This window comes from Candidatus Burkholderia verschuerenii, from assembly GCF_001189365.1.
Taxonomy (GTDB): domain Bacteria; phylum Pseudomonadota; class Gammaproteobacteria; order Burkholderiales; family Burkholderiaceae; genus Caballeronia; species Caballeronia verschuerenii.
In genome coordinates this window covers 1-20,875 of record NZ_LFJJ01000090.1, presented here as the reverse complement: position 1 = coordinate 20,875, position 20,875 = coordinate 1, and the positions used below count along the sequence as shown (strand labels likewise).

Annotated in this window: 20 protein-coding genes and 3 pseudogenes; 17 read left to right on the top strand and 6 right to left on the bottom strand. The window is 61.7% G+C overall.

The features are described from left to right. Nucleotides 1-180 precede the first annotated feature (180 nt). The gene (locus BVER_RS16225) at nt 181-636 is read left to right on the top strand and encodes an Lrp/AsnC family transcriptional regulator (protein ID WP_050454191.1); all 456 of its coding nucleotides are present in this window, start codon (nt 181-183) and stop codon (nt 634-636) included. Between the two features lie 169 nt (nt 637-805). Further along, nucleotides 806-1,915: a saccharopine dehydrogenase family protein gene (locus tag BVER_RS16220; protein WP_050454190.1), complete on the top strand. Its 1,110-nt coding sequence runs from the start codon at nt 806-808 to the stop codon at nt 1,913-1,915. Here BVER_RS16220 and BVER_RS16215 read toward each other — a convergent pair whose 3' ends face one another. Together BVER_RS16215 and BVER_RS16210 are read right to left on the bottom strand one after the other, a co-directional pair. Next, nucleotides 1,916-2,500 carry a P-loop nucleotide/nucleoside kinase family protein gene (locus BVER_RS16215; protein ID WP_083452213.1) on the bottom strand — a complete coding sequence of 195 codons (585 nt, stop codon included), beginning with the start codon at nt 2,498-2,500 and terminating at the stop codon, nt 1,916-1,918. It abuts the gene before it with no gap. Nucleotides 2,501-2,608: 108 nt separating this feature from the next. Next, nucleotides 2,609-3,919 carry a cation:proton antiporter gene (locus BVER_RS16210; protein ID WP_198155272.1) on the bottom strand — a complete coding sequence of 437 codons (1,311 nt, stop codon included), beginning with the start codon at nt 3,917-3,919 and terminating at the stop codon, nt 2,609-2,611. Nucleotides 3,920-4,129: 210 nt separating this feature from the next. Between BVER_RS16210 and BVER_RS16205 the strand changes: the two are divergent. After that, nucleotides 4,130-5,516 (top strand): annotated as a pseudogene (locus BVER_RS16205) (FAD-containing oxidoreductase). Nucleotides 5,517-5,616: 100 nt separating this feature from the next. Here BVER_RS16205 and BVER_RS16200 read toward each other — a convergent pair. The 3 genes from BVER_RS16200 to BVER_RS16190 all read right to left on the bottom strand — a co-directional run bounded on the left by BVER_RS16200 (nt 5,617) and on the right by BVER_RS16190 (nt 8,958). Further along, nucleotides 5,617-6,855: an MFS transporter gene (locus BVER_RS16200; RefSeq protein ID WP_050454188.1), complete on the bottom strand. Its 1,239-nt coding sequence runs from the start codon at nt 6,853-6,855 to the stop codon at nt 5,617-5,619. Nucleotides 6,856-6,893: 38 nt separating this feature from the next. Then, nucleotides 6,894-8,240, bottom strand: a complete 1,347-nt coding sequence (locus BVER_RS31585) for a hypothetical protein (protein ID WP_232316575.1) — start codon at nt 8,238-8,240, stop codon at nt 6,894-6,896. Nucleotides 8,241-8,424: 184 nt separating this feature from the next. Further along, nucleotides 8,425-8,958, bottom strand: coding sequence for an ankyrin repeat domain-containing protein (locus tag BVER_RS16190; protein WP_157056081.1), 534 nt, complete (start codon nt 8,956-8,958; stop codon nt 8,425-8,427). 425 nt (nt 8,959-9,383) lie between these two features. Between BVER_RS16190 and BVER_RS16185 the strand changes: the two genes are divergently transcribed. The 6 genes and pseudogenes from BVER_RS16185 to BVER_RS16160 all read left to right on the top strand — a co-directional run bounded on the left by BVER_RS16185 (nt 9,384) and on the right by BVER_RS16160 (nt 15,371). Then, nucleotides 9,384-10,031 (top strand): DUF938 domain-containing protein, encoded by a 648-nt coding sequence (locus BVER_RS16185; protein ID WP_050454186.1) that lies wholly within the window; start codon nt 9,384-9,386, stop codon nt 10,029-10,031. A gap of 272 nt (nt 10,032-10,303) precedes the next feature. Next, nucleotides 10,304-11,473, top strand: a complete 1,170-nt coding sequence (locus BVER_RS16180) for a Rieske 2Fe-2S domain-containing protein (RefSeq protein WP_050454185.1) — start codon at nt 10,304-10,306, stop codon at nt 11,471-11,473. 102 nt (nt 11,474-11,575) lie between these two features. Then, the gene (locus BVER_RS16175; RefSeq protein WP_050454184.1) at nt 11,576-11,854 is read left to right on the top strand and encodes a hypothetical protein; all 279 of its coding nucleotides are present in this window, start codon (nt 11,576-11,578) and stop codon (nt 11,852-11,854) included. 539 nt (nt 11,855-12,393) lie between these two features. Next, nucleotides 12,394-13,641, top strand: a complete 1,248-nt coding sequence (locus BVER_RS16170) for a porin (protein WP_050454183.1) — start codon at nt 12,394-12,396, stop codon at nt 13,639-13,641. Between the two features lie 217 nt (nt 13,642-13,858). Next, on the top strand, nt 13,859-14,071 hold the full coding sequence (locus tag BVER_RS16165) for a hypothetical protein (protein ID WP_050454182.1): 213 nt from the start codon (nt 13,859-13,861) through the stop codon (nt 14,069-14,071). 187 nt (nt 14,072-14,258) lie between these two features. Further along, nucleotides 14,259-15,371: pseudogene (locus tag BVER_RS16160) on the top strand (hypothetical protein). A gap of 98 nt (nt 15,372-15,469) precedes the next feature. Here BVER_RS16160 and BVER_RS16155 read toward each other — a convergent pair. Continuing rightward, nucleotides 15,470-15,796 (bottom strand): DUF4148 domain-containing protein, encoded by a 327-nt coding sequence (locus BVER_RS16155; protein ID WP_050454192.1) that lies wholly within the window; start codon nt 15,794-15,796, stop codon nt 15,470-15,472. 343 nt (nt 15,797-16,139) lie between these two features. Between BVER_RS16155 and BVER_RS16150 the strand changes: the two genes are divergently transcribed. The 8 genes and pseudogenes from BVER_RS16150 to BVER_RS30215 all read left to right on the top strand — a co-directional run. Further along, nucleotides 16,140-16,454: a DUF4148 domain-containing protein gene (locus BVER_RS16150; protein ID WP_050454181.1), complete on the top strand. Its 315-nt coding sequence runs from the start codon at nt 16,140-16,142 to the stop codon at nt 16,452-16,454. Nucleotides 16,455-16,602: 148 nt separating this feature from the next. Beyond that, a pseudogene (paaA, locus tag BVER_RS16145) lies at nt 16,603-17,605 on the top strand (1,2-phenylacetyl-CoA epoxidase subunit PaaA). A 14-nt stretch (nt 17,606-17,619) separates the two neighbouring features. Then, a complete protein-coding gene (paaB, locus tag BVER_RS16140; protein WP_017226859.1) occupies nt 17,620-17,904 on the top strand; it encodes a 1,2-phenylacetyl-CoA epoxidase subunit PaaB in 285 nt (94 codons plus the stop codon). A 12-nt stretch (nt 17,905-17,916) separates the two neighbouring features. Beyond that, nucleotides 17,917-18,723: a 1,2-phenylacetyl-CoA epoxidase subunit PaaC gene (gene paaC / locus BVER_RS16135; RefSeq protein ID WP_050454180.1), complete on the top strand. Its 807-nt coding sequence runs from the start codon at nt 17,917-17,919 to the stop codon at nt 18,721-18,723. Then, a complete protein-coding gene (gene paaD / locus BVER_RS16130; RefSeq protein ID WP_050454179.1) occupies nt 18,717-19,241 on the top strand; it encodes a 1,2-phenylacetyl-CoA epoxidase subunit PaaD in 525 nt (174 codons plus the stop codon). Before paaC ends, paaD begins: the two co-directional genes overlap by 7 nt. Before the next feature lie 16 nt (nt 19,242-19,257). Then, nucleotides 19,258-20,346 carry a 1,2-phenylacetyl-CoA epoxidase subunit PaaE gene (gene paaE, locus BVER_RS16125; RefSeq protein WP_050454178.1) on the top strand — a complete coding sequence of 363 codons (1,089 nt, stop codon included), beginning with the start codon at nt 19,258-19,260 and terminating at the stop codon, nt 20,344-20,346. A 45-nt stretch (nt 20,347-20,391) separates the two neighbouring features. After that, nucleotides 20,392-20,631: a 3-hydroxyacyl-CoA dehydrogenase NAD-binding domain-containing protein gene (locus BVER_RS16120; protein WP_050454177.1), complete on the top strand. Its 240-nt coding sequence runs from the start codon at nt 20,392-20,394 to the stop codon at nt 20,629-20,631. A 41-nt stretch (nt 20,632-20,672) separates the two neighbouring features. Further along, the coding region (locus BVER_RS30215) for a transposase (RefSeq protein ID WP_157056080.1) at nt 20,673-20,875 on the top strand (203 nt) is incomplete at its 3' end.

Below are 20,875 nucleotides of genomic sequence, written 5' to 3'. Positions count from 1 at the left end.
GTTCTCGCTCCAGATTGGACACGAGAACCTCGATTCCCTTACGTCCCACGATCGTCTCCCGCACACCATAAGTCGATCATAGAACATGTTGGATTTATGTAAAGTTATTTCTGGGACGGAACACTAGTACCGGTTGGCATGCAAAACACATAACGCAAAATTCAAACGAAGAGGGACGACATGAGACCGCCGCGCCTCGATCAACTCGACGAAATCGACCGCAACCTCGTTGCGCTTTTGCAGATGAACGCTCGCGAAAGCGTCGCCAACCTTGCGCGCCAGTTGGGCGTGGCGCGCACGACGGTGATCGCGCGCATCGCGCGGCTCGAAAAGAACAACGTCATCGCGGGCTACGGCGTGCGGCTCGGGCAGGACGTGCTCGACGCCAGCATTCAGGCTTATGTGGGCATCAAGCTCGCGCCGAAGTTCGGCCGCGATGTGCAGAAGCGTTTCGCGCGCATGCCCGAGCTTCAATTGCTCTGCGCGGTGAGCGGCGAGTTCGATTACGTCGCGTGGTTGCGTGCGGATTTGCCCGATCGCCTGAACGATCTGCTGGACGAAATCGGCGCGCTGGAGGGCGTCGAACGCACGACGACGTCGATCATCCTGGCGCGCAAAATCGACCGCGCCGGATAGGAAAATCAAGCGGTTGCATACAAAATGCATTAAACCGTCGTCGAAATGACGAAAATCATGGTCGAAGCGCATCATTTTGCGTCTGTGATCAATATTCGCGCGCTCCTACACTGTGTGATGAATCGCTCGCATCGACGAGCCGAACGCAACAACACACAAGGAGAAGACGATGAAAGTAGCCCTCGTCGGCGCCGGCCTGATCGGTCAAAGCATTGCGAATCTGCTGCGCGAAACCGGAGACTTCGACGTGGTCGCATTCGACCGCGACGAACACGCATTGGCCTTGCTCGATGCACAAGGCATCGCCACGCGCCGCGTCGATTCGGCGGATACATCCGCGTTACGTCAGGCGCTCATAGGCTTCGATGCGTTGGTCAACGCGTTGCCGTATTACCTTGCGATCGGCGTCGCATCGGCGGCGCGTTCAGCGGGCATTCACTATTTCGATCTGACCGAGGATGTTCGCGCGACGCATGCGATCCGCGCGATCGCGGAAGACAGCGTGCAGGCATTCATGCCGCAGTGCGGTCTTGCGCCCGGTTTCATCGGCATCGTCGCGCACGATCTGGCGAAGCGCCTCGACGACGTTCGCGAAGTAAAGATGCGCGTGGGCGCGCTGCCCGAGTTTCCGACGAACGCGCTGAAGTACAACCTGACGTGGAGCATCGACGGTCTGATCAACGAATATTGCCAGCCTTGCGAAGCGATTCGCGAAGGACGCACGCAATGGGTTCAGCCGCTCGAAGGTGTCGAACATTTTTCGCTGGATGGCATCGAGTACGAGGCGTTCAATACGTCGGGCGGACTCGGCACGCTATGCGAAACGCTTGCGGGCAAGGTCGAATCGCTCGACTACAAGTCGGTGCGTTATCCGGGGCATCGCGAGTTGATGAAATTTCTGCTCGACGATCTGCGCATGGCAAGCGACCGCGATGGCTTGAAGACGATGCTCAAGCGCGCGGTGCCGTCGACCGCGCAGGACGTGGTGCTGATTTTTGTCACGGTCACGGGCATGCGTCACGGCCAACTTGTGCAGGACGTGTTCACGCGCAAGATTTTCGCCAAGCAGGTGTGCGGCATGCCAATGAGCGCGATTCAGATCACCACGGCCGGCGCGATCTGTGCCGAACTCGACCTGTTCCGTGAAGGCGTGCTTCCGCAAAGCGGCTTCGTTCGTCAGGAGCAAGTGCCGCTCGATGCATTCCTCGCCAATCGATTCGGCAAGCTGTACGAAGGCGCGAGTGCGATCGTCGCGGAGCGGGCGCTCGCTGCGGCCTGATCAGTTCGATGCGACCAGACGCGTGAGCAGCGCGTCGTAGTCCGGTTGCGAGGGCGTGCTGGTGTCGAACATCAGCAGCGTCTTCGCAAGCGCTTCGTCAGGCACGAACAGGCGCTGACGATATTCCTCCCAGTGCGCGAGTTTGTATGCATCGTTCGGATCGCACCGCGCGACGATGCGCTCGCGCGCCACATCCTCGCGCACATGCGTCCACACGACGCGAATCGCGACGTCATCGCCGATACCTAGCCACGCGCGATCGAACAAGCGGCCTTCGCGAACTTCGCGGGAAAGTGGCGCTACGACGATCACGCTCACGCCTAGCGCGAGATTCTCCGCAGCGGTATCGACGAGACTGCGATATTCCGGGTCGCGCAGATTCTGGATAAACAGCGGGCTGTCGCGATCGTGCGGATCGCCGGTCAACTCGCCGATTGCCGCCGCGCTGTATGCGCCGTAGAGCGTGTCCTTGTCGAGCAGGCAGAAGGGTTCGCCGCTGGCGTGCATTAGCGGGGAAAACAGCCGTTTGGCCAGCGTGGTTTTCCCGCTACCCGCGTGGCCGCAAAAGAACAGCAGATGCTTCACGCTTTTGCGCTCCTTGACTGACCTGGAACCTGCATTTTGCATGCGTTATGCCGAATGCCAAACGATTGGATTGGAATTCGCATTTTGCATGCAGCATGCTGTTCGTCGCTATTCGTCGGCGGTGATGCGCTGATAGCGTTTCATGAGCGGCGTCGCGGTAATGCCGTGCACGATCACCGATGCGGCGATGGCCGCAATGACGAGCGGCACCAGCGGCGCGGCGGCGGCACGCGGCGCGTGTTCGAGCGCATAGAGCAGGTAGTAGAACGAGCCGACGCCGCGAATGCCGAACCAACTCATCAGGCGCCGTTGTCCAGCAGCGGCGCTCGATCCGATCAGCGATATTTCAACTGCCAACGGCCGCACGACGACGAATAGCCCGACGATCAGAATCAGCGCTTTCCACGTAAAAAGCTCGCGCCAGATCGTCGCCAGCACCGCGCCGACGATCAGCATGATCGCCACTTCGGCGATGCGCTCCAGCTCGATGGTGAAGCCGTGCACGCGTTCCGCCATGAAGGCGTGGGCGCGTGCCGGATCGGCGGCCGTCGCGGGCACGTCGTCGGCATCGATGGTGCCGACCGCCTCGCGCGCCGACTTGCCGCCGCTCGCTTTCTGTTCGACGCGGCGCGTCGCCAGGCCCGCTGCGAACACGGCGAGGAACGCGTAGGTGTGCAGCAATTCGGCGACGCCGTAAGACAGCGCGATCGACCGAGCGCATAGAAGCCTTCCGGGCCGAGCGCCTCGCCATGTCGCGTGCGCAGATAGGCCACCAGACGCACCGACAACTCGCCCAGCAGCCAGCCGCTCGCCAGCGCTCCGGCGGCCCCACGCCGCCTGCGCCGCGAACGCCCAGTGCAGCGCGACGCTGGGCGTCGCTTCGTAGCGGCAGACGGCGATGCCCAGCAGCGCGAACGGCAACGCGATGCCGTCGTTCAAACCGCCTTCGCCGGTGAGCGAAAAGCGCAGCAGATCGATATCGCCCGGCGTTTCGACTTGCACGTCGTGCGCGAGGACGGGATCGGTCGGCGCGAGCATCGCGGCGAGCAGCAGCGCGGGTCCCCAGCTTAAGCCGAGCGCAAAGGCGCAGAAAAGGGTCATTGCGGTGACCGTCAGCACCATCGCGACGAAGCCGAGCCGCATCGGCAGGATCCACATGCGGTCGGTCGGCGGCACGCGCAGACGCAAGCCGATGGCGAACAGCGAGACCAGCATCGCGACTTCCGTGATGCGCCTGAGGATGGTCGCATCGCTGCCGAGATCGATATTCAGCAGATTGGCCGCGCCCGGGCCAAGCGCGAAGCCGATCGCGAGATAGCACATCGCCGTGCTGATCGGCAAACGCCGGAAGGTCGAACTGGCTAGGCCCATAAAGATGAGCACGCCGCCGACGACGAGAAACCACAACGTCTCGGTCATGAAGCATCCACGTAGTCTGGAACGGCACACGCGCGTGCCGGAGGGCGAAATGGTCAAGACCGACGAAGCACGGGCTATGCCTGTCATATGAGGTTTGTGGGCGTTTTGTGCTTTGTATGCAAAATGCCGCTTCGATGCCCGTCGAAGGCGTTACGCGTAATATGGCCGTGCGCCTGAATCGCACGACGGCGTATCGACCAGGAGGCCAGCATATCAGAGCATTTCGACGCGGCGGTGATCGGCACGGGGCAGGGCGGTTCGACGCGCGACTGGCGCAGAGCGGCAAGCGCACGGCCGTGATCGAGCGGCGCATCTGTTCGGCGGTACGTGTGTGAATGTCGGATGTACGCCGACCAAGACGTATGTCGCGAGCGCGCGGGCCGCGCATGTCGCGCGCACGGCGGCGAACTACGGCGTCTTGATCGACGGCGATGTTCGCATCGACATGGCGCGCGTGAAGGCGCGCAAGGACGAGGTGATCGGCGGGTCGCGCGATGGCATCGAGAAGTGGCTGCGCGGCACGACGAACCTGAGCGTCTTCCAAGGGCATGCGCGCTTTACGGGGCCGCACGCGCTACGCATCGAGGCTGAGGACGGCACGACGCAGGACATCGACGCCGATCGTATCTTCATCAACACCGGCACCTGCGCGGCCGTCCCGGCGCTCGAAGGTCTCGAACAGATTCCTTATCTCACCAACTCGACGGTGCTCGAACTAACCGAAGTGCCCCGGCATCTCGTTATCATCGGCGCAAGTTATATCGCGCTGGAATTCGGGCAGATGTTCAGGCGCTTCGGGAGTCGCGTCACGCTGTTGGTGCGCGGCGAGCGCATTCTGACGCGTGAGGACGAGGACGTCGCGCGCGCCATGCAGGACGTGCTCGCGCGCGAAGGCGTCGAGTTCCGATTCGGGACGCAGCCTCAGCGCGTGGAACCGGCAAACGGCGGCGTGCGCATCGTCACGGGCGATGAAACCATCGACGCGTCGCATCTGCTGTTCGCGACCGGCCGCACACCGAATACCGACGATCTGGGTCTCGAGCACGCGGGTATCGCGGTGAACAAACACGGGATGATCGACGTCGACGACCAGCTCCGCACGAAGGTCGACGGCATCTGGGCGCTCGGCGATGTCAACGGGCGCGGCGCGTTCACGCATACGTCGTGGAACGACTACGAAATCATCGCGGCGAACGTGCTGGACGGCGAATCGCGCAGTGTCGACGATCGCATCATGGCGTATGCGGTATTCGTCGATCCGCCGTTCGCGCGCGTCGGCATGAGCGAGGAAGAGGTGCGCCGCGATGGCCGCGACGCGCTGATCGCGACCATGCCGATGTCACGCGTCGGCCGCGCGCGCGAGCGTGGCGAGACCGACGGCTTCATGAAGGCGCTGGTCGATGCGCGCACCGAACGCATTCTGGGCGCGGCGATTTACGGCATCGAAGGCGACGAGGCGATCCACACCTTCATCGACATCATGAACGCGGACGCGCCGTACACTACGCTGCAACGCGCAATGCATATTCATCCGACCGTCAGCGAACTGATTCCGACGCTGCTCGGCGATCTGAAGCCGCTCGATCGCGCGAAATAAGCCCCGGCGTTTTGCATGCATCTTGCGAAATGCAAAAGCGCTGCGTCACGATTGCATGCAAAACACCGAATACAAATTCGAGCAAACGATTGATCGACCCCTACGCTTCGACAGGCGGTTTGGCGGCCTTCTGCTCCACGTTGGACCCGCGCGTCTCCGGCATCGCGAGCCAGACCATCAGCACGGCCAGCAGACCGGCGGCGGCGAGGCCGAAGAAGCTTATCGTCGTGCCGAAGCGATCGGCGGCGAAACCCGCTGCCGCCGTCGACAAGGTCGCGCCCACGCCCGCCGCCAGGCCGAAGAAGCCGATCGTCAGGTTGTAATGCCCGCGCCCGCCCGCGACGTCCGCCGCGATCAGCGGCAGCATCACGCCGAACACGGCCGCGCTGATGCCGTCGAGCATCTGCACCGGCACCAGCAGGTAGGGCGTGCTGACGCCGGCGAACAGGATCGCCCGCAGCGGCAGGGCGCAGAAGCCGAGAATCAGCACCGGGCGACGTCCCCAGTTCTGCGCCTGACGGCCGACCCATGGCGACAGCGCCGCGACGATGAACTGCGGCACGATGATGCAGGCTGCGATCACCAGTTGCACGTTGTCGCCCATGTGCGCCGTGACTTCGCCGGCGGCGAGATTGAGCATCGCCGCATTCGAGAGGTGAAACAGCACCACGCACGCCGCAAAAATCAGCAGACGCCGGTCCTTGAGCAGTTCGCGCAAGGACTCGCGCTTTTCGCCTTCGGGCGTGAGCTTGGGCTTGCCGGGCGGCACGGGCGGCGCGAGCGGCGGTGCATCGTAATGGATCATGCGCAGCGCGACGATGGCCGGCAACGCCAGCGCCGCCGTCAGGAAAAAGACCGAGCGCAGCGACAGATATTCGCCGAACGCGCCCATCAGCGCCGCCGTCAGCGCGCTGCCGATCGACGCCCAGCGCGCATTGCGGCCGAGCCGGTCGCCGAGATCCGCGCGCGACACGAGGGCGAGCGAAATCGCCGCCATCGCCGGCACCAGCATGCAACTGGCGAAGCCGTGCAGCACTTCCGCCGCGAACACGGGGATGAAGGTCGGGCTCGCGGCGAGCAGCAACGCGCTCGCGATGATCGCGACGATCGCGGAGAGCGCGGCGAACTTCTTGTTGCGCATCGCATCGACGAGTGCGCCTGCCGGCAGCTGGCTCGCCATCGCGCTGATCGTGCCGACGGAGAGCATCAGGCCGATCTCGCCCTGCGTCCATTTATTGGCCGCAAGGTACGACGCGATGAAAGGGCCGAAGCCGGTCTGCACGTTGGCGACGAAGAAGTTGAGCCAGTCGAGCGCGCGCAGACTGCGTGCAATTACCATGTTGTGATTCGTCGATCGATGTCGTTATCCGTTATCTGTCACCGGGCGAGACGCGTTCCCGACGACGGCTGCTGCGGCGCGACCGAACCGGAAGCCGACGTTCCGCTCTTCGATACTTTTGCTGCGCCGGAAGTCGTTTTCGCGGCCGCCGCGGGCGGCGCCGAGGTCGCTTTAGGCGTCGCCGTCCCCGAGGTGGCTTTTGGCGCGGCGCCGGGACTGGCCGCCGACGCGGGCGTCGATGTTGCCGTTGCCGCCGAAGCCGCGCTGCTCGCCGACGCGGCCGAAGCAGCGGACGCCGCCGATGCCGCCGCCGCGGCGCTATCCACCGGCGACACGATCTTGATCGGCTGATCGGCCGCGTAAGTGGGCGACGCCTTCAGCTGCGCTTCGTTGAAATCCATCTGCAGCATCGGCTGTTTGTTGCGCATGACGACATGCAGATCGCCCCAGCTCGCCGCGATATGCCGCTTGTCCTCCGCCAGCGACGTCGACAGATCGAGCACCAGCGCCTGCGGTTCGGCCTGCGCGTCGACCAGCACGTCGACCACCCGGCCGATGCGCGCGCCGCTCTTTTGCGTGACCGTCGAATCGACCAGTTGCAGCAGATTGGCCAGCGTTTCGTTCACCGGTTGCGGTTTCGGCACCGGGTCCGCGGGCTTGCCCTTGGCGGCCGGCGCGGGCGACACGAAGGTAATCGGTGCGGGTTTGGCGTTCGGCGTGAACTTGAACGCGCTCCACGGAAAATTCACCTTGCGATCGCCGACGCCCATGAAGCCCGCGAGATTGACCATCAGCAGCTTCGGTTTCGACGATGCATCGACGTACATGTCGACCGCGCGGCCGACGACCTTGCCATCGGGACGCTGCACTTCGGCATCGAGCAAGCCGTGCAATTGCTCGTGCTGCATCAGGCGCGTCGTGATGATTTGCGGTGGCGGCGGAGGTTCCGGCGGTGCAGGCGGCGGCTCGGGCGGCTTCGGCTTGACGATCTTGCGCTTGGGTTTCGGCGCGGGCGCGGGCTTGGGCGCCGAAGCGGGCTCCGGCACGGCAGGCGTCGACGCGGGTTCTTCGGGCTCGGCCGCTTCGGTCTCGGTTTCGTTCGGCGACGGAATATAGGAATGCTCGACGATCGGCGCGGGCGTTTGCGTCGGCAGCAGGCCGCAGGCCGATAGCGCGAGCGCGGCGGCGACGGGCAGGCCGGTCGTGGCCAGCCGCGCCGGGAATCGCCGGGCGTGGATGCGCCACATCAGCGGCATGAGTCGCGTGCCCGACACGATCGACCATCGGATGACGGTCTGCAGGACGCGGCGCGCGCAGTACGCGCATCTGAATGCCGCCAGGCCGCTCGATCGGGCGTCGCCTCGATGCGGGACACCGCCTGTCATCACAAAAGCTCCATGTTTCCGGGCCACCTGCCTGGGTCAGATTGTCTCGCGGATGCCGTGCCGCAGCGTGGCCGGCATCCTGTCGAAACGGATTGATTGCGGATGAAGTCGAGCCTACCGTGTGTGTTCACGCGTGTCGAATGTATCGAATTAATTTTGAATGCCAAATGCCGATGCATCGCGCTCAGCCACGCGGATTCGCGGCGGCGAGCCGGGCGGCCGTATCGGGCGCGCCCATTTTTTCTGCGGCGTCGCGGGCGGAAAAACCGTTGGCGTCGCGCGCATCCGGATTCGCGCCGCGTGCAATCAGCAGGTCGACGATTTCGACGCGATTGAACATCGCCGCGATCATCAGCGTGGTGCGGCCATCGGGCGATGCCCCTTCGACATCCGCGCCGTGCGAAAGCAGCGTCTCGATGACGTCCGTGAAGCCCTTGAACGCGGCGCCCGCGATCGGCGTCTGGCCGTTGTCGTTGCGCAGGTTCGCATCCGCCTTGTGTTCGAGCAGCACGCGCACCGCGTCGGCGTGGCCATGATAGCTTGCCAGCATCACCAGGCTGTCGCCCTTGTCGTTGCGCAGATTCGGCGGCAGGCCCTTGGCGAGCAGCGCGTCGAGCATCGCGGCATCGCCCCGGCGGGCGACGTCGAATACTTCGCGCGCGAACGCGATCATGTCGTCGTCGGGCGTGCTGTTGGCCGGATCGTGCGGATTCTGCATGTCGTCGCGGTCTTGCGGGTCTTGCATGATCTAACTCCGTGTCGATCGCACCGCGTGATGCGGGCGGGGATCGGATTGCGTCGGCGGCGGATCGCGCGGTTGTCGTGTGTCGTCGACCCGTCGCGGCCCGCTTCGGGCTCGTAGCTTCGAAACGGCAATGGCGTTTGCATGCAAAATACCTTCTCGATGCATGCACGCCTGGCATGCGGTATGCAATCTACCTGCATGCAAAATACCTTGCGCGTGCAGATTATCCCGGAGCATACACAGGTTTGATGGCGCAACGCGTGTCCGACGGGGCTCGCAGCACGAATCGAGCCATGTTTCCCCGGCGGATGCAAACTTGACGCCAAATCTTGACGCTAAGTCGCCGTCGCGTTTAGTCTCGCGCCGACTTCCCACTCTCGCGTGAGCATTCATCCACGATGACCTCGACCCCGCCCGATCCGCACGCTTCCTCATCGTCCGATGTCGCGGTGCGACGCCGCGCACCCGCCGCCGAACGCAATCGCGATGCCATTCTCGCGGTTCTCGAACGCGTGTTGCCGGGAACGGGCACCGTGCTGGAAATCGCCAGCGGGACCGGTCAGCACGCGGTGCACTGTGTAGCGGCGCTGACGGGCATCGTCTGGCAGCCGAGCGATCCGAGCGCCGATGCCTGCGCGTCGATTGCCGCATGGCGCGCGCATGCGCAACTGCCGAATCTCGCCGCGCCGCTCGCGCTCGATGTCACCGCGGACGATTGGGGCATCGGCGAAGTCGCGGCCGTGGTCTGCATCAACATGATCCATATCGCGCCCTGGCAAGCCGTCGAAGGCCTGTTTCGCGGCGCGGCCGCGCGACTAGGCGCGGGGGGCGTACTGTACCTGTACGGGCCGTATCGACGCAACGGCGCCTATACCGCGCCGAGCAACGAAGCCTTCGATGCGCAGTTGCGGGCCAACGACCCTCGCTGGGGCGTGCGCGATCTGGAAGCCGTGCAGACGCTCGCCGCGACGAACGGTTTCACATTCGTCGAGATCGTCGACATGCCCGCCAACAACTTCAGCGTGGTCTTTCGAAAGGAAGGGTGAGGCCGACGATTGCTCTTTATTGCATTCAAAATGCGGTTTCTGCTTCCCGCGGTTTGAATGCATTACGCAAAATGCCATCGCCGATGCCGCGTGTCGGACCCACCCGCATAAGCCCCACCTATCGTCCGCGCACCGAAACGATCGTCGCCGTGTAGACTGCGAATGGTCGTTCAATGCGCCGCACGTTCATCCCCGTTCGACGGACCGTCCCAGGTCCGGCAAACGTACGCGCGGCGTGCCATCCGATCCGTCATTCAACGGAGGCGTCGTACATGCACGCAGCGTTGCCGCAGGGGGAGCAAGAAGCCGGTTCCGTCGATTCATCCGCCAGCCCGCCGCGCGATCTGCGCCGCATCGACATCCATCCCGATCATTGGTATCCGCTCGCGTGGTCGCACGAAGTGAAGCGCGGACGCGCGCACGGCGTGCGTTTCGCGGGCGAGCCGATCGTCCTCGTGCGGCCGGAAAGCGGCAAGGTGTTCGCGCTGGAAGATCGCTGCGCGCATCGTCAGGTGCCGCTGCATGCGGGCGTTGTCGATGGCGAATCGATTCGGTGCTGCTATCACGGCTGGACGTATGACTGCACCGGCCGATGCACGGACATTCCTTATCTCGGTCGCGAGCGTCTGCCGAACGGCGTGCGCGCGTATCCGTGCCGGGAAGAGGCGGGGCTGATTTTCGTGTTCACGGGCGATCCGTCGCTGGCGGCCGATGCGAAGTTTCCCGACCTCGTCTCGGCGACCGACAAGGCCTATAAGACGCGCCGCTTCGGGCGCGAGGTCAAGTGTCATTACAGCTTCATGCACGAAAATCTGATGGATATGAACCATCAGTTTCTGCATCGCCGGCAGATGGGCAGCATGCGCGCCCGTTCGCTCGGCCGTCGACGCGGCGAAGACTGGATCGAGGTCGATTACACCTTCGCGCGCGAGGCCGGCAAGCAGCCGATCGGCGAGGCGTTGGTGTTCGGGCAGAAGCGCGGCACGCAACCGGACACCGCGCACAAGGACGTGATGACCGTGCGCACCGAATACCCGTATCAGACGCTGAAAATCCGCACCAAGGACGACACCATGGTGATGGATCTGTGGATCGCCTACGTGCCGCTCGACGCTGAGCAGCGCACCAATCGCACCTTCGGTCTGTTGTCGATCCGTCGCCCGAAAATCCCCGTTCTGCTGGATACCGCGTGGCCGCTGCTCGTGTGGTTTACGGAGCGCATTTTCAAGGAAGATCGCTGGATCGTCGAACGCGAACAGGAAGCGCATGACCGGCAGGGCGCCGATCATAATCACGAGGTGTTTCCGGTCATCATCGATCTGCGCGCGCTGCTGATGGAGCGCGGCGTGCCGAGCCGGGCGCAAGCGGAGCGCGGTCACGACGGTCACGATGGCCGTCGTGTGCTGTTTATTCAACCGATACAGGAACTGCCGGCTTCGTAGCGCCGCGCCCGCGCGGGCGGCGATGCGTCGTTCGCCCGCATTGCCGCGAGCGTCGCGCGGCGCTATACAGGAAAGGTAAAACACGTCAGGAGGACCATCATCATGAGCAGCGATCCGACCGACCCGCGCGAGCCGCGCGCCGATCAGACCATCGGCGACGGCCATCCCGATGTCGAGCATTTCGACGCGGCGCTCAGTCACGTCGACGAATCCTTCGCGGCGGGCAAGATCGCCGCGCACGCGGCGCGCGGCATCGTGTACAGCATCATCGAGACGCTAGGCACGCTCGTCGGCGATCCGGATTTGCCGGCGCACGCGCGTTCGGGCTACGAAGGCTTGCTGGAAACCGCACGCGAATTGCGTTCGAAGATCGAGTCGTAAATCTGTCGCGCTGCTCGGCTCCGGGCAGCGCATTCTCTTCCCTGCTATTTCCTTTCTCCATTGCCATTTTGCGATGTTAATGAAAGGTTTCTCCGCATCGCTTTTCTAATTCTGGCGTCGTCACTTTTACCTCCCGCGTAGACATTGCATTGTTTTCGTCGGCGCTGCGAGGCTCGCACGCTCATTCGCTTGCGCATTGGTTCTTTGTATGCAAAAAACCATCCATACAAATCAGAGACTTAATGCAATAAACCGCTCGAGTGAGCCATCACCCAGTCAGTAGCCAAGCCGGTCTGACGCCAGCCTGTCGTCAGTTTCATGCCCGAAATGCCAATTTCAGGGATGTCGAAAATACAGGTTAACCATGTAGTGAAAAAAACGACAGAAACCTGCCTAATTGTTTCGCATTGAGTCTGTAAGCCATACACTTGCCAGCGACAAAAGTTACGAGTTGGTACAAAGCGGATCGCGCAAGCGCCGCCGACAAGAACACTCGATCACCACCGACGTGATTCGCCTATCCGCATAGAGGAGAACAAATGAAGGGTTTCCAACTGACCAAGGCCGCGATCGTCGCCGTCACGGCATTCGCCGCCGCCGCTCCGGCGTTCGCGCAGAGCAGCGTGACGCTGTACGGTATCGTCGACGATTCGATCGTCTATCAAAGCAGCCAGACCAACCTCGCCAAGTCCACCCCGGGTCGCTCGAACGTCAAGATGGCGTCGGGCATCTGGGCCGGCAGCCGTTTCGGCTTGAAGGGCGCGGAAGATCTGGGTGGCGGTAACAAGGCGATTTTCCAGTTGGAATCCGGTTTCGACATCAACAGCGGCGGCCAGCAGTTCACCAACGCGATGTTCGGCCGTCAGGCATGGGTCGGTTTGACGAACCCAGCCTACGGTACGTTGACCTTGGGTCGCCAGTACACGTCCTACTACACGCTGCTCGCTCCGTATAGCCCGACGAACTGGCTGACGGGCTACTTCGGCGCGCACCCGGGCGATCTGGACGGCCTCGACACGATCTATCGTGCGAACAACTCGATCGTCTTCACGTCGCCGAAGTTCTACGGCCTGACGGTCAGCGGTTCGTACTCGCAGGCGGGCGTTCCGGACAGCGTGTATCAAGGCTCGACGTGGTCGGCTGCGGTGCAGTATCAGCAAGGCCCGATCGGTGGTACGGTCGCGTTCTCGCGCATCAACAACGCGGCAGTCGGCGGCGGCATCTACAGCAGCCAGTCGACGACCGTCAACGACACGACGAGCACGACCGGCGGCGGTCAACCGGGCGTGTCGGTGATCACGGCGGGTTATCAGCGTGCGCAGGCGCAGCAGCGCTTCGCGGTGGCGGGCGGCTATCAGTTCAACAGCGCGTTCGACATCTCGGTCACGTACACGAACGTTCAGTACATCCCGGGCGTGAACTCGCTGTTCACGGACGAAGCCGTGTTCAACACCGCCGGCACCGTGCTGCACTGGAAGGCATCGACGACGTGGGACTTCGCGGCGGGCTACAGCTACACGTGGGCCAGCAAGGCGAACGGCATCAACGACGCAGCGTCGTACCACCAGTTCAATCTGTCCCAGTACTACTCGCTGTCGAAGCGCACGGGCCTGTACGCGCTCGAAGCATTCCAGCGCGCCAACGGCAATACGCTGGCCGTGCCGTCGGGCACGACGCGTAACCGTCAGACGGCCGCCAACGCCACCATCGGCGACGGCTTCCAAAGTGCGCCGTCGTCATCGCGCAGCATGTTCGCGGCGGGCGTGGGTATCATCCATCGCTTCTAAGCGGGCCTCGCGCGACAAGCGCGCGGGTTATAGCAGGAGACAAAACCGGACGCTTCGGCGTTCGGTTTTTTTGTTGTGAGTTATATTTATAGTTATGCTAACTAATATGGATGGTGTTGATTGAACTGCAGAAACGCACCGTCCGCGCATCATTTTCACGCCTGTGCGATGCTTGAAATGCGGTGACCTGCCGCATATTTCAGCTGTGGGGTGAATCATGACAATAATGCGCTTCGCCACGGTGTTCGTTTTTATCGGTGCAACGTTTGCCGCGCCCGCTTTCGCGCACGACGACGGCCCGCGCTCCGCTCAGGATCGACTCGACACGCTCGTCGCGCAGCACGCGCAGGCGAATCGGCATATCGCACAAACGGGGCAACTGGAAACAGCGCAAGCATCGAAGACACAGGCTCCGGACGACGCTTCGTAATCCGCGACGGCCATTGATTGTCGAGCACACCGGCGACGCACGTCGTCGGTGCGTCCACTTGCGTCTACGCATTTCATGATGTGCGACGACGCATCGCATCGCTCTTAAGGTATGAGAATTGCTGTCGCGCACGGGTGTTCCGCGGCCACGCGCCGACGATCCTTCCTTCCTCAAACACCCGGATGTCATGACAAGGAAAGCCCTCGCGACAGCAATCATCTCCGTATCCGTACTCACGACGGGCTGTGCGGGCATCGGCCCCGGTCGACTCAAAGCCGATCAGGTCGACTATGCCCGAACGCTCGGCGATGCAAAGAACCGTGAAATTCTTTCAGCGATTGTCGGATTGCGCTACGCGGATGCGCCTTCGTTTCTCACGGTAAGCAGCATCATCGCGGCCTATACGTTCGATGCGACGGGCGGCGCGATCCTGAACGCCGGTTCCGGGGCGCAACCGAACTATGCGCAGGCGACCGGAAGCGTGTCCTATTCGAACCATCCGACCTTCACGTTCACGCCGACCACCGGCGATGCCTACGCGAGCGCATACATTCGTCCGCTCGCGCCGACGCTCGTGTTGCCGCTCGCCGAAAGCGGCATGCCGATCGATCTGCTGCTGCGGATCACCGCGCAATCGATCTCCGGTTTGCAGAACGGCACGGCGCTCGGCGGACCGAATGCGTCGGGATCGCCACAGTTTTTTCTCTTGCTTCAGGCCTTGTGACGTCTGCAACTCGCTGGTGAATTGAATATCGAATCGCGCGGTCCGATCAGTAACGACGAGAAGAACGCGAAAGATGCGAAGGGCGGCAATGGTGAAAAGAGCGGCGTCTTTATGACGCTGGGTGCGACGCGCAGTGGCGAGATCAAGCAAGTCGTCGACGATCTCGCGCTGGTTCGGCGACTCTTGCATCTCTCGCCGAAGATGAAGACATATGAGGTTGTCTACGGGCAATCCGCCGATCACGATCGCATTCCAATGGTCACGCGCTCGGTTCTCGGCATTCTGACGGACCTCGGCGCGCAAATCGCCGTGCCGGATACGCAAGTCGATAGCGGCGCGACCAAGCCGAGCATCGGCCTCATCGGCGGCGAGACGCGACCGACGATTCTCGTGAAAGTGGGCCCGAAGCCGCCGAAGGATGCCTATGTCGCCGTGCAGTACGACAAGTCCGACTACTGGATCGATCGAAGCGATTTCGATTCGAAATACGCGTTTACGGTGGTGCAGAACCTGATGGCGCTGGCCGAAGTTACCGATACAACGAAAGCGCCCGTCGTCACCATTCCGGCAAACTGATCCGATATTGCGTTTTGCATCTTGCATGCCGAATGCAAAATGCAAAAAGAGCGGCATCGACGATGCCGCTCTCTCTTTATCTGCGATGCCCGAGGCGCTTACTGGCCGAAGTAGGTGCCGAAGGTGCGCGGTTGCGCAGCGCTCGTGCGACCCGAATCCGACGTGCCGTTTGCTACCGAGCCGTAATCGCTGGTTTGCGTCGGCGCTTGTGCGAGCGTCTGCGTGCTCACGCGCTGTTGCGCAGCCTGGATGTTGGACGGATAGGCGACGTCGTTGATGTTCGGGTTATAGCCGGCCTTTTCCAATTGAACGAGTTCAGCGCGGACTTGAGCGCGGGTCAATTGCGTGTCGGACTGCTGTGCAAAAGCGAGTGCAGGAGCTGCGAGCGTGGCGGCGATGGCGACTGCGGAAATAAGCGATTTCATGATGTTTCCCTCCGATTCGATTCTATGGATGCTGCCGTTGCTTCGTTTCGTCATCGGCAGCTTGTGAACGAAGTTTAAATAGGCGGCTGCCGAAGATCATTCGCGATTCTGTTGAATGATCTTTGTCCGAACAGGAATAATCGGGCGTCCTTCGCCTCGTTGATTGAGCGGCTGTTGGGCGCGTTGGCTTGTTGGCTTCGCGTTTCTTACCGTCGTCGTAAAGATGCTTGCTTGTCTCGGTGAATGATTTCGTTGGACTGTGCATCTACACTTTTCACCGTCCGCCCTTGCACTGGAACGTGGCCAAGGCAGGGCTTGAAACCTATTCGACGGAGCATCAAGCATGAAAATCTTCCCTTGCACAATCGCTATCGTAGCTTTGCTGGTGACACCGATCGCATCGTACGCGGATACGGGAAACGATGTGAGCCGTGCTCAAGTCAAAGCGGAACTCGTGCGAATCGAGCAGGCCGGATATCGGCCGACCGCTGAGCAGGCGGACTATCCGGCGGCACTCCAGGCTGCCGAAACCCGCGTGACCAGCAGGCGGGTTGCAATGATTCAGGCAACCGATTACGGCTCATCGACCGATTCGGGATCGCAGGCAGGCGCCGGCAACAAGCGCGTCGACCCGCGAGACACATTTATGGGGCACTAGACGCACGGCCGAATGGCATTTTTTATTCTAAATACGGGTTAGCGCGATGCTATTCCCCAAAAAAATCAATTCGAAAATTAATTAACCGTCCGGTCGGTTAATTGGTATACTGCGGTGCATCGCATCTCAAAATGACGCGGAGTTCCGCATGTACACGCAATCGCTCGATATCCCTTCTGGCCAGAACCGCGAGCCCGATGCGCACGCTGCGGCGTCGGGTGACACGTCGCAACAAGCGCGTTTCGATGCCGTGATGCAAGCCGACGGCAAGATCGAGGCGCAGGACTGGATGCCCGAAGCCTATCGAAAGACATTGGTGCGGCAGATTTCGCAGCATGCGCATTCCGAGATCATCGGCATGCAGCCGGAAGGCAACTGGATCAGCCGCGCGCCCAGCCTCAAGCGCAAGGCCATTTTGCTCGCCAAGGTTCAGGACGAGGGCGGACACGGCCTCTATCTTTATAGCGCGGCGGAAACGCTCGGCGTGTCGCGCGATCAACTCGTCGCCGCTTTGCATGCGGGGAAGGCGAAGTACTCGAGCATCTACGCCCACCTGGGCCGACGTCAGCGTGATTGGCTGGCTGGTCGATGGCGCGGCCATCATGAATCAGATTCCGTTGTGCCGCTGCACGTATGGTCCCTACGCGTGCGCGATGATTCGTATCTGCAAGGAAGAGTCGTTCCATCAGCGGCAGGGCTTCGAGGCCTTGCTGGCGATGATGAAAGGCACGCAGGCGCAGAAAGACCTCGTGCAACAAGCAGTGAATCGCTGGTGGTGGCCGGTGCTGATGATGTTCGGCCCGAGCGACAAGGACTCGATCCACAGCGGCCAGTCTTTCGCGTGGGGCATCAAACGCATTTCGAACGACGACCTGCGGCAGAAGTTCGTCGATGCAACCGTGGAGCAGGCGAAGATTCTCGGCGTCACGCTGCCCGATCCCGATCTCAAGTGGAACGGGGCACGCGGCGCGCACGATTTTGGCGAGATCGATTGGGACGAGTTCTGGCGTGTCGTCAACGGCGACGGACCGTGCAACAAGGAACGACTCGCGACGCGCGTGAAAGCGCACGACGACGGCGCATGGGTGCGCGAAGCTGCGCTCGCCTATGCAGAAAAACAGCAAGCGCGCGCTCATCAACAGGCTGCGTGAAGGAGACATCGACGATGAACAAGGAATGGCCGATCTGGGAAGTATTCGTGCGCAGCAAGCAGGGTCTCGATCACAAGCATTGCGGCAGTCTGCATGCGCCCGATGCGAGCGCTGCGCTGCGCATGGCGCGCGATGTCTATACGCGTCGTCAGGAAGGCGTGAGTATCTGGGTGGTGCCGTCGGCGGCTATCACCGCATCGGATCCGGCGGACAAGGAGGAGTTGTTCGAGCCGGCGGGTGACAAGATTTATCGCCATCCGACGTTCTTCGTGCTGCCCGATGAAATCAATCACATGTAAGAGCGCGCGCTCATGAATGGTATCGAACACGCTCATCTGGCTTATGTTTTGCGACTCGCGGATAACGCGCTGATTCTCGGTCAGCGTAACGCCGAGTGGTGCAGTCACGGGCCCGCGCTGGAAGAGGACATTGCGCTCGCGAATATCAGTCTTGATCTGATCGGTCAGGCGCGTCTGCTTTACTCGCATGCGGCGACGATCGAGGCTGCATCGACGGGAACGAAAAAAACTGAGGATGACTACGCGTATTTTCGTACCGAACGAGAATTCGCCAATTACACGCTCGCCGAGTTACCTCACGTCGGTCCGTTTGCCGGCACCGTGCGCACCGAGCGCGACTATGCGGTCACCATCGTTCGCAACTTTCTCCATTCGATGTTGATGGCGAATGTCTGGACCGCATTGCAGACGTCGAACGACGCGCAACTGGCTGCTATCGCGGCGAAGTCGATCAAGGAGACGCGTTATCACCTGCATCATGCGCGTGATTGGCTGGTGCGTTTTGGCGATGGCACTGCTGAGTCGCATCGCCGTGCGCAGGCCGCGCTCGACTATCTGATGCCCTATACGCGAGAGTTTTTCGCCGTCGATGACATCGAACGTGCGGTTGCGGAAGCGGGCATTGCGCCGCTCGCAAGCGATGTCGAAACCGCATGGCGCGAAGAAGTGCAGTCGGCAATCGATGAAGCGACGCTCGCCATGCCGCCCGAAGTCAAACATGTGAGTACAGGCAAGCACGGCGAACATTCGGAGCATATGGGCTATCTGCTTGCCGAGATGCAGAGCCTGGCGCGTCAACATCCGGGTGCGACGTGGTGACGAACGCGGCGCCTCAGGATGCATCGCTCGAGCACGTATGGTCGGTGCTCGAAGCCGTGCCCGATCCGGAGATTCCCGTCGTCTCCATACGCGAGCTGGGCATTTTGCGCGACGTGCGCCGCAGTGTCGATGGCGTGCTCGAAGTGGTGATCACGCCGACTTACTCGGGCTGTCCCGCGATCTCGCAAATCGCGGAAGATATCGCGCACGCGATCGACGATGCCAACCTCGGCGCGCATCGCGTCGAAACGGTGCTGGCGCCCGCGTGGACCACCGACTGGATCACTGACGAAGCACGCGACAAGCTTCGTCGATATGGCATTGCGCCGCCTGCAGGGCAGTGCGCCCAAACGGAAAAGCCCATACGTTTCTTGCCTTATAAGAAGGAATCGGTCGTATGCCCGCGCTGCGGCTCATCGCATACGGAGAAGCTCGCGCAGTTTGGTTCCACTGCCTGCAAGGCGCTGTATCGCTGCGTCGCATGCAAGGAACCGTTCGATTACTTCAAGCCTTATTGATACTCGACACGCACCTATGGCCACTCCGCAATTCCATCCGCTGCGCATCCGCGACGTTCGGCCCGAAACCGCCGATGCCGTTACCATGTCCTTCGACGTACCGCCCGATTTGCGCGATGCATTTCGCTTCACGCAAGGCCAGTTCGTCACGCTCAAAACGCATATCGACGGCGAAGAGACGCGTCGCTCGTATTCGATTTGCGTCGGCGTGACCGACTACGATCGCGATGGCGAATTGCGTATCGGCATCAAGCGCGTGCGGGGCGGACGTTTCTCGAACTTCGCCTTCGATACGCTCAAGCCGGGTCATGAGATCGACGTGATGACGCCCGACGGACGCTTCTTCACGCATCTGAACGTGGATCACAGCAAACATTACGTTGCGTTCTCGGGCGGTTCCGGCATCACGCCGGTGCTGGCGATCATCAAGACAACGCTCGACATGGAGCCGACCAGCCGCTTTTCGCTCGTGTACGGCAATCGAAGCGTCGACGCGATCATGTTTGCCGAGGAACTCGAAGATCTGAAGAATCGTTACATGAGCCGCTTTTCGCTCTATCACGTATTGTCGGACGATATTCAGGATGTCGAATTGTTTAACGGCGTGCTGGATCAGGCGAAGTGCAGTGCATTCCTCGAATCGCTCTTGCCGATTGACGAGATCGATGAGGCCTTCATTTGCGGTCCCGGCCCGATGATGGATGCCGCTGAAAACGCGCTCAAAAGCTCCGGCCTCGCGACAAAACAGATTCATGTCGAACGCTTCGGCACGCCACTGCCGCAAGCCGGCGTGCCGCCGATTGAGATCACCGACGATACGCCGGCCGCCGAGCTCGAAGTCGTGATCGACGGCAAGCGTCGCAAGCTGCGTTTGCCGTATGAGGGCGTAAGCGTACTCGACGTCGGCCTCAAGGCGGGTCTTGCGTTGCCTTATGCATGCAAGGGCGGCGTGTGTTGTACGTGCCGGGCGAAGGTGATCGAAGGCGAAGTGAAGATGGACAAGAACTACACGCTCGAACAGCACGAGATCGACGAGGGTTTTGTGCTCACTTGCCAATGTCATCCGGTGAGCGAACGCGTCGTCGTGAGTTACGACGAGCGTTGAGCGTTATCGAACCCTCTCTTCGTTGCAGCATATCCGGAATATTCCATGACCGAAGGTGCAATCGGAACGACGTCGCACGTCGGCGTGATCGGCGCGGGCGCGATGGGTGCGGGCATCGCGCAAGTCGCGGCGCTTGCGGGCCATACCGTCCTGCTTTACGATCTCGATGCCAAGGCGCTCGACAAGGCGCAAGCGGGGATCGCATCGAACGTGCAGCGGCTGATCGACAAGGGCAAGCTCAATGCAAGCGTGGGACACGAAGCACTAGGCTCTGTTCACATTTGAAGAAATGTGTTTATATCTCATCTTTTGCGTAAGCGATCAAGATGAGTCGAATGTTGCTGACCGATGAGATATGGGGACGACTGGAGTCCATTGTTCCGGGTAAGCCTGGTGATGTGAGTCGGCATGGTGCAGATAATCGGTTGTTCGTAGAGGCAGTGCTGTGGATCGCGCGCACGGGTAGCCCGTGGCGTGATCTGCCCGAGGAGTTTGGTCGATGGCATACGGCGTACATGCGTTTTTCCCG

Bases quoted from the DNA above. Each gene is read 5' to 3' on its own strand.
- BVER_RS16190 (WP_157056081.1), bottom strand. From the start codon at position 8,958: ATGCAGAATCCGCACGATCCGGCCAACAGCACGCCCGACGACGACATG.
- BVER_RS16180 (WP_050454185.1), top strand. From the start codon at position 10,304: ATGCACGCAGCGTTGCCGCAGGGGGAGCAAGAAGCCGGTTCCGTCGAT.
- BVER_RS31585 (WP_232316575.1), bottom strand. From the start codon at position 8,240: ATGACAGGCGGTGTCCCGCATCGAGGCGACGCCCGATCGAGCGGCCTG.
- BVER_RS16155 (WP_050454192.1), bottom strand. From the start codon at position 15,796: ATGAAATCGCTTATTTCCGCAGTCGCCATCGCCGCCACGCTCGCAGCT.
- BVER_RS16210 (WP_198155272.1), bottom strand. From the start codon at position 3,919: ATGACCGAGACGTTGTGGTTTCTCGTCGTCGGCGGCGTGCTCATCTTT.
- BVER_RS16220 (WP_050454190.1), top strand. From the start codon at position 806: ATGAAAGTAGCCCTCGTCGGCGCCGGCCTGATCGGTCAAAGCATTGCG.
- BVER_RS16225 (WP_050454191.1), top strand. From the start codon at position 181: ATGAGACCGCCGCGCCTCGATCAACTCGACGAAATCGACCGCAACCTC.
- BVER_RS16185 (WP_050454186.1), top strand. From the start codon at position 9,384: ATGACCTCGACCCCGCCCGATCCGCACGCTTCCTCATCGTCCGATGTC.
- paaC (WP_050454180.1), top strand. From the start codon at position 17,917: ATGAATGGTATCGAACACGCTCATCTGGCTTATGTTTTGCGACTCGCG.
- BVER_RS16120 (WP_050454177.1), top strand. From the start codon at position 20,392: ATGACCGAAGGTGCAATCGGAACGACGTCGCACGTCGGCGTGATCGGC.
- BVER_RS16165 (WP_050454182.1), top strand. From the start codon at position 13,859: ATGACAATAATGCGCTTCGCCACGGTGTTCGTTTTTATCGGTGCAACG.
- BVER_RS16150 (WP_050454181.1), top strand. From the start codon at position 16,140: ATGAAAATCTTCCCTTGCACAATCGCTATCGTAGCTTTGCTGGTGACA.
- BVER_RS16200 (WP_050454188.1), bottom strand. From the start codon at position 6,855: ATGGTAATTGCACGCAGTCTGCGCGCGCTCGACTGGCTCAACTTCTTC.
- paaB (WP_017226859.1), top strand. From the start codon at position 17,620: ATGAACAAGGAATGGCCGATCTGGGAAGTATTCGTGCGCAGCAAGCAG.
- paaE (WP_050454178.1), top strand. From the start codon at position 19,258: ATGGCCACTCCGCAATTCCATCCGCTGCGCATCCGCGACGTTCGGCCC.
- BVER_RS16170 (WP_050454183.1), top strand. From the start codon at position 12,394: ATGAAGGGTTTCCAACTGACCAAGGCCGCGATCGTCGCCGTCACGGCA.
- BVER_RS16175 (WP_050454184.1), top strand. From the start codon at position 11,576: ATGAGCAGCGATCCGACCGACCCGCGCGAGCCGCGCGCCGATCAGACC.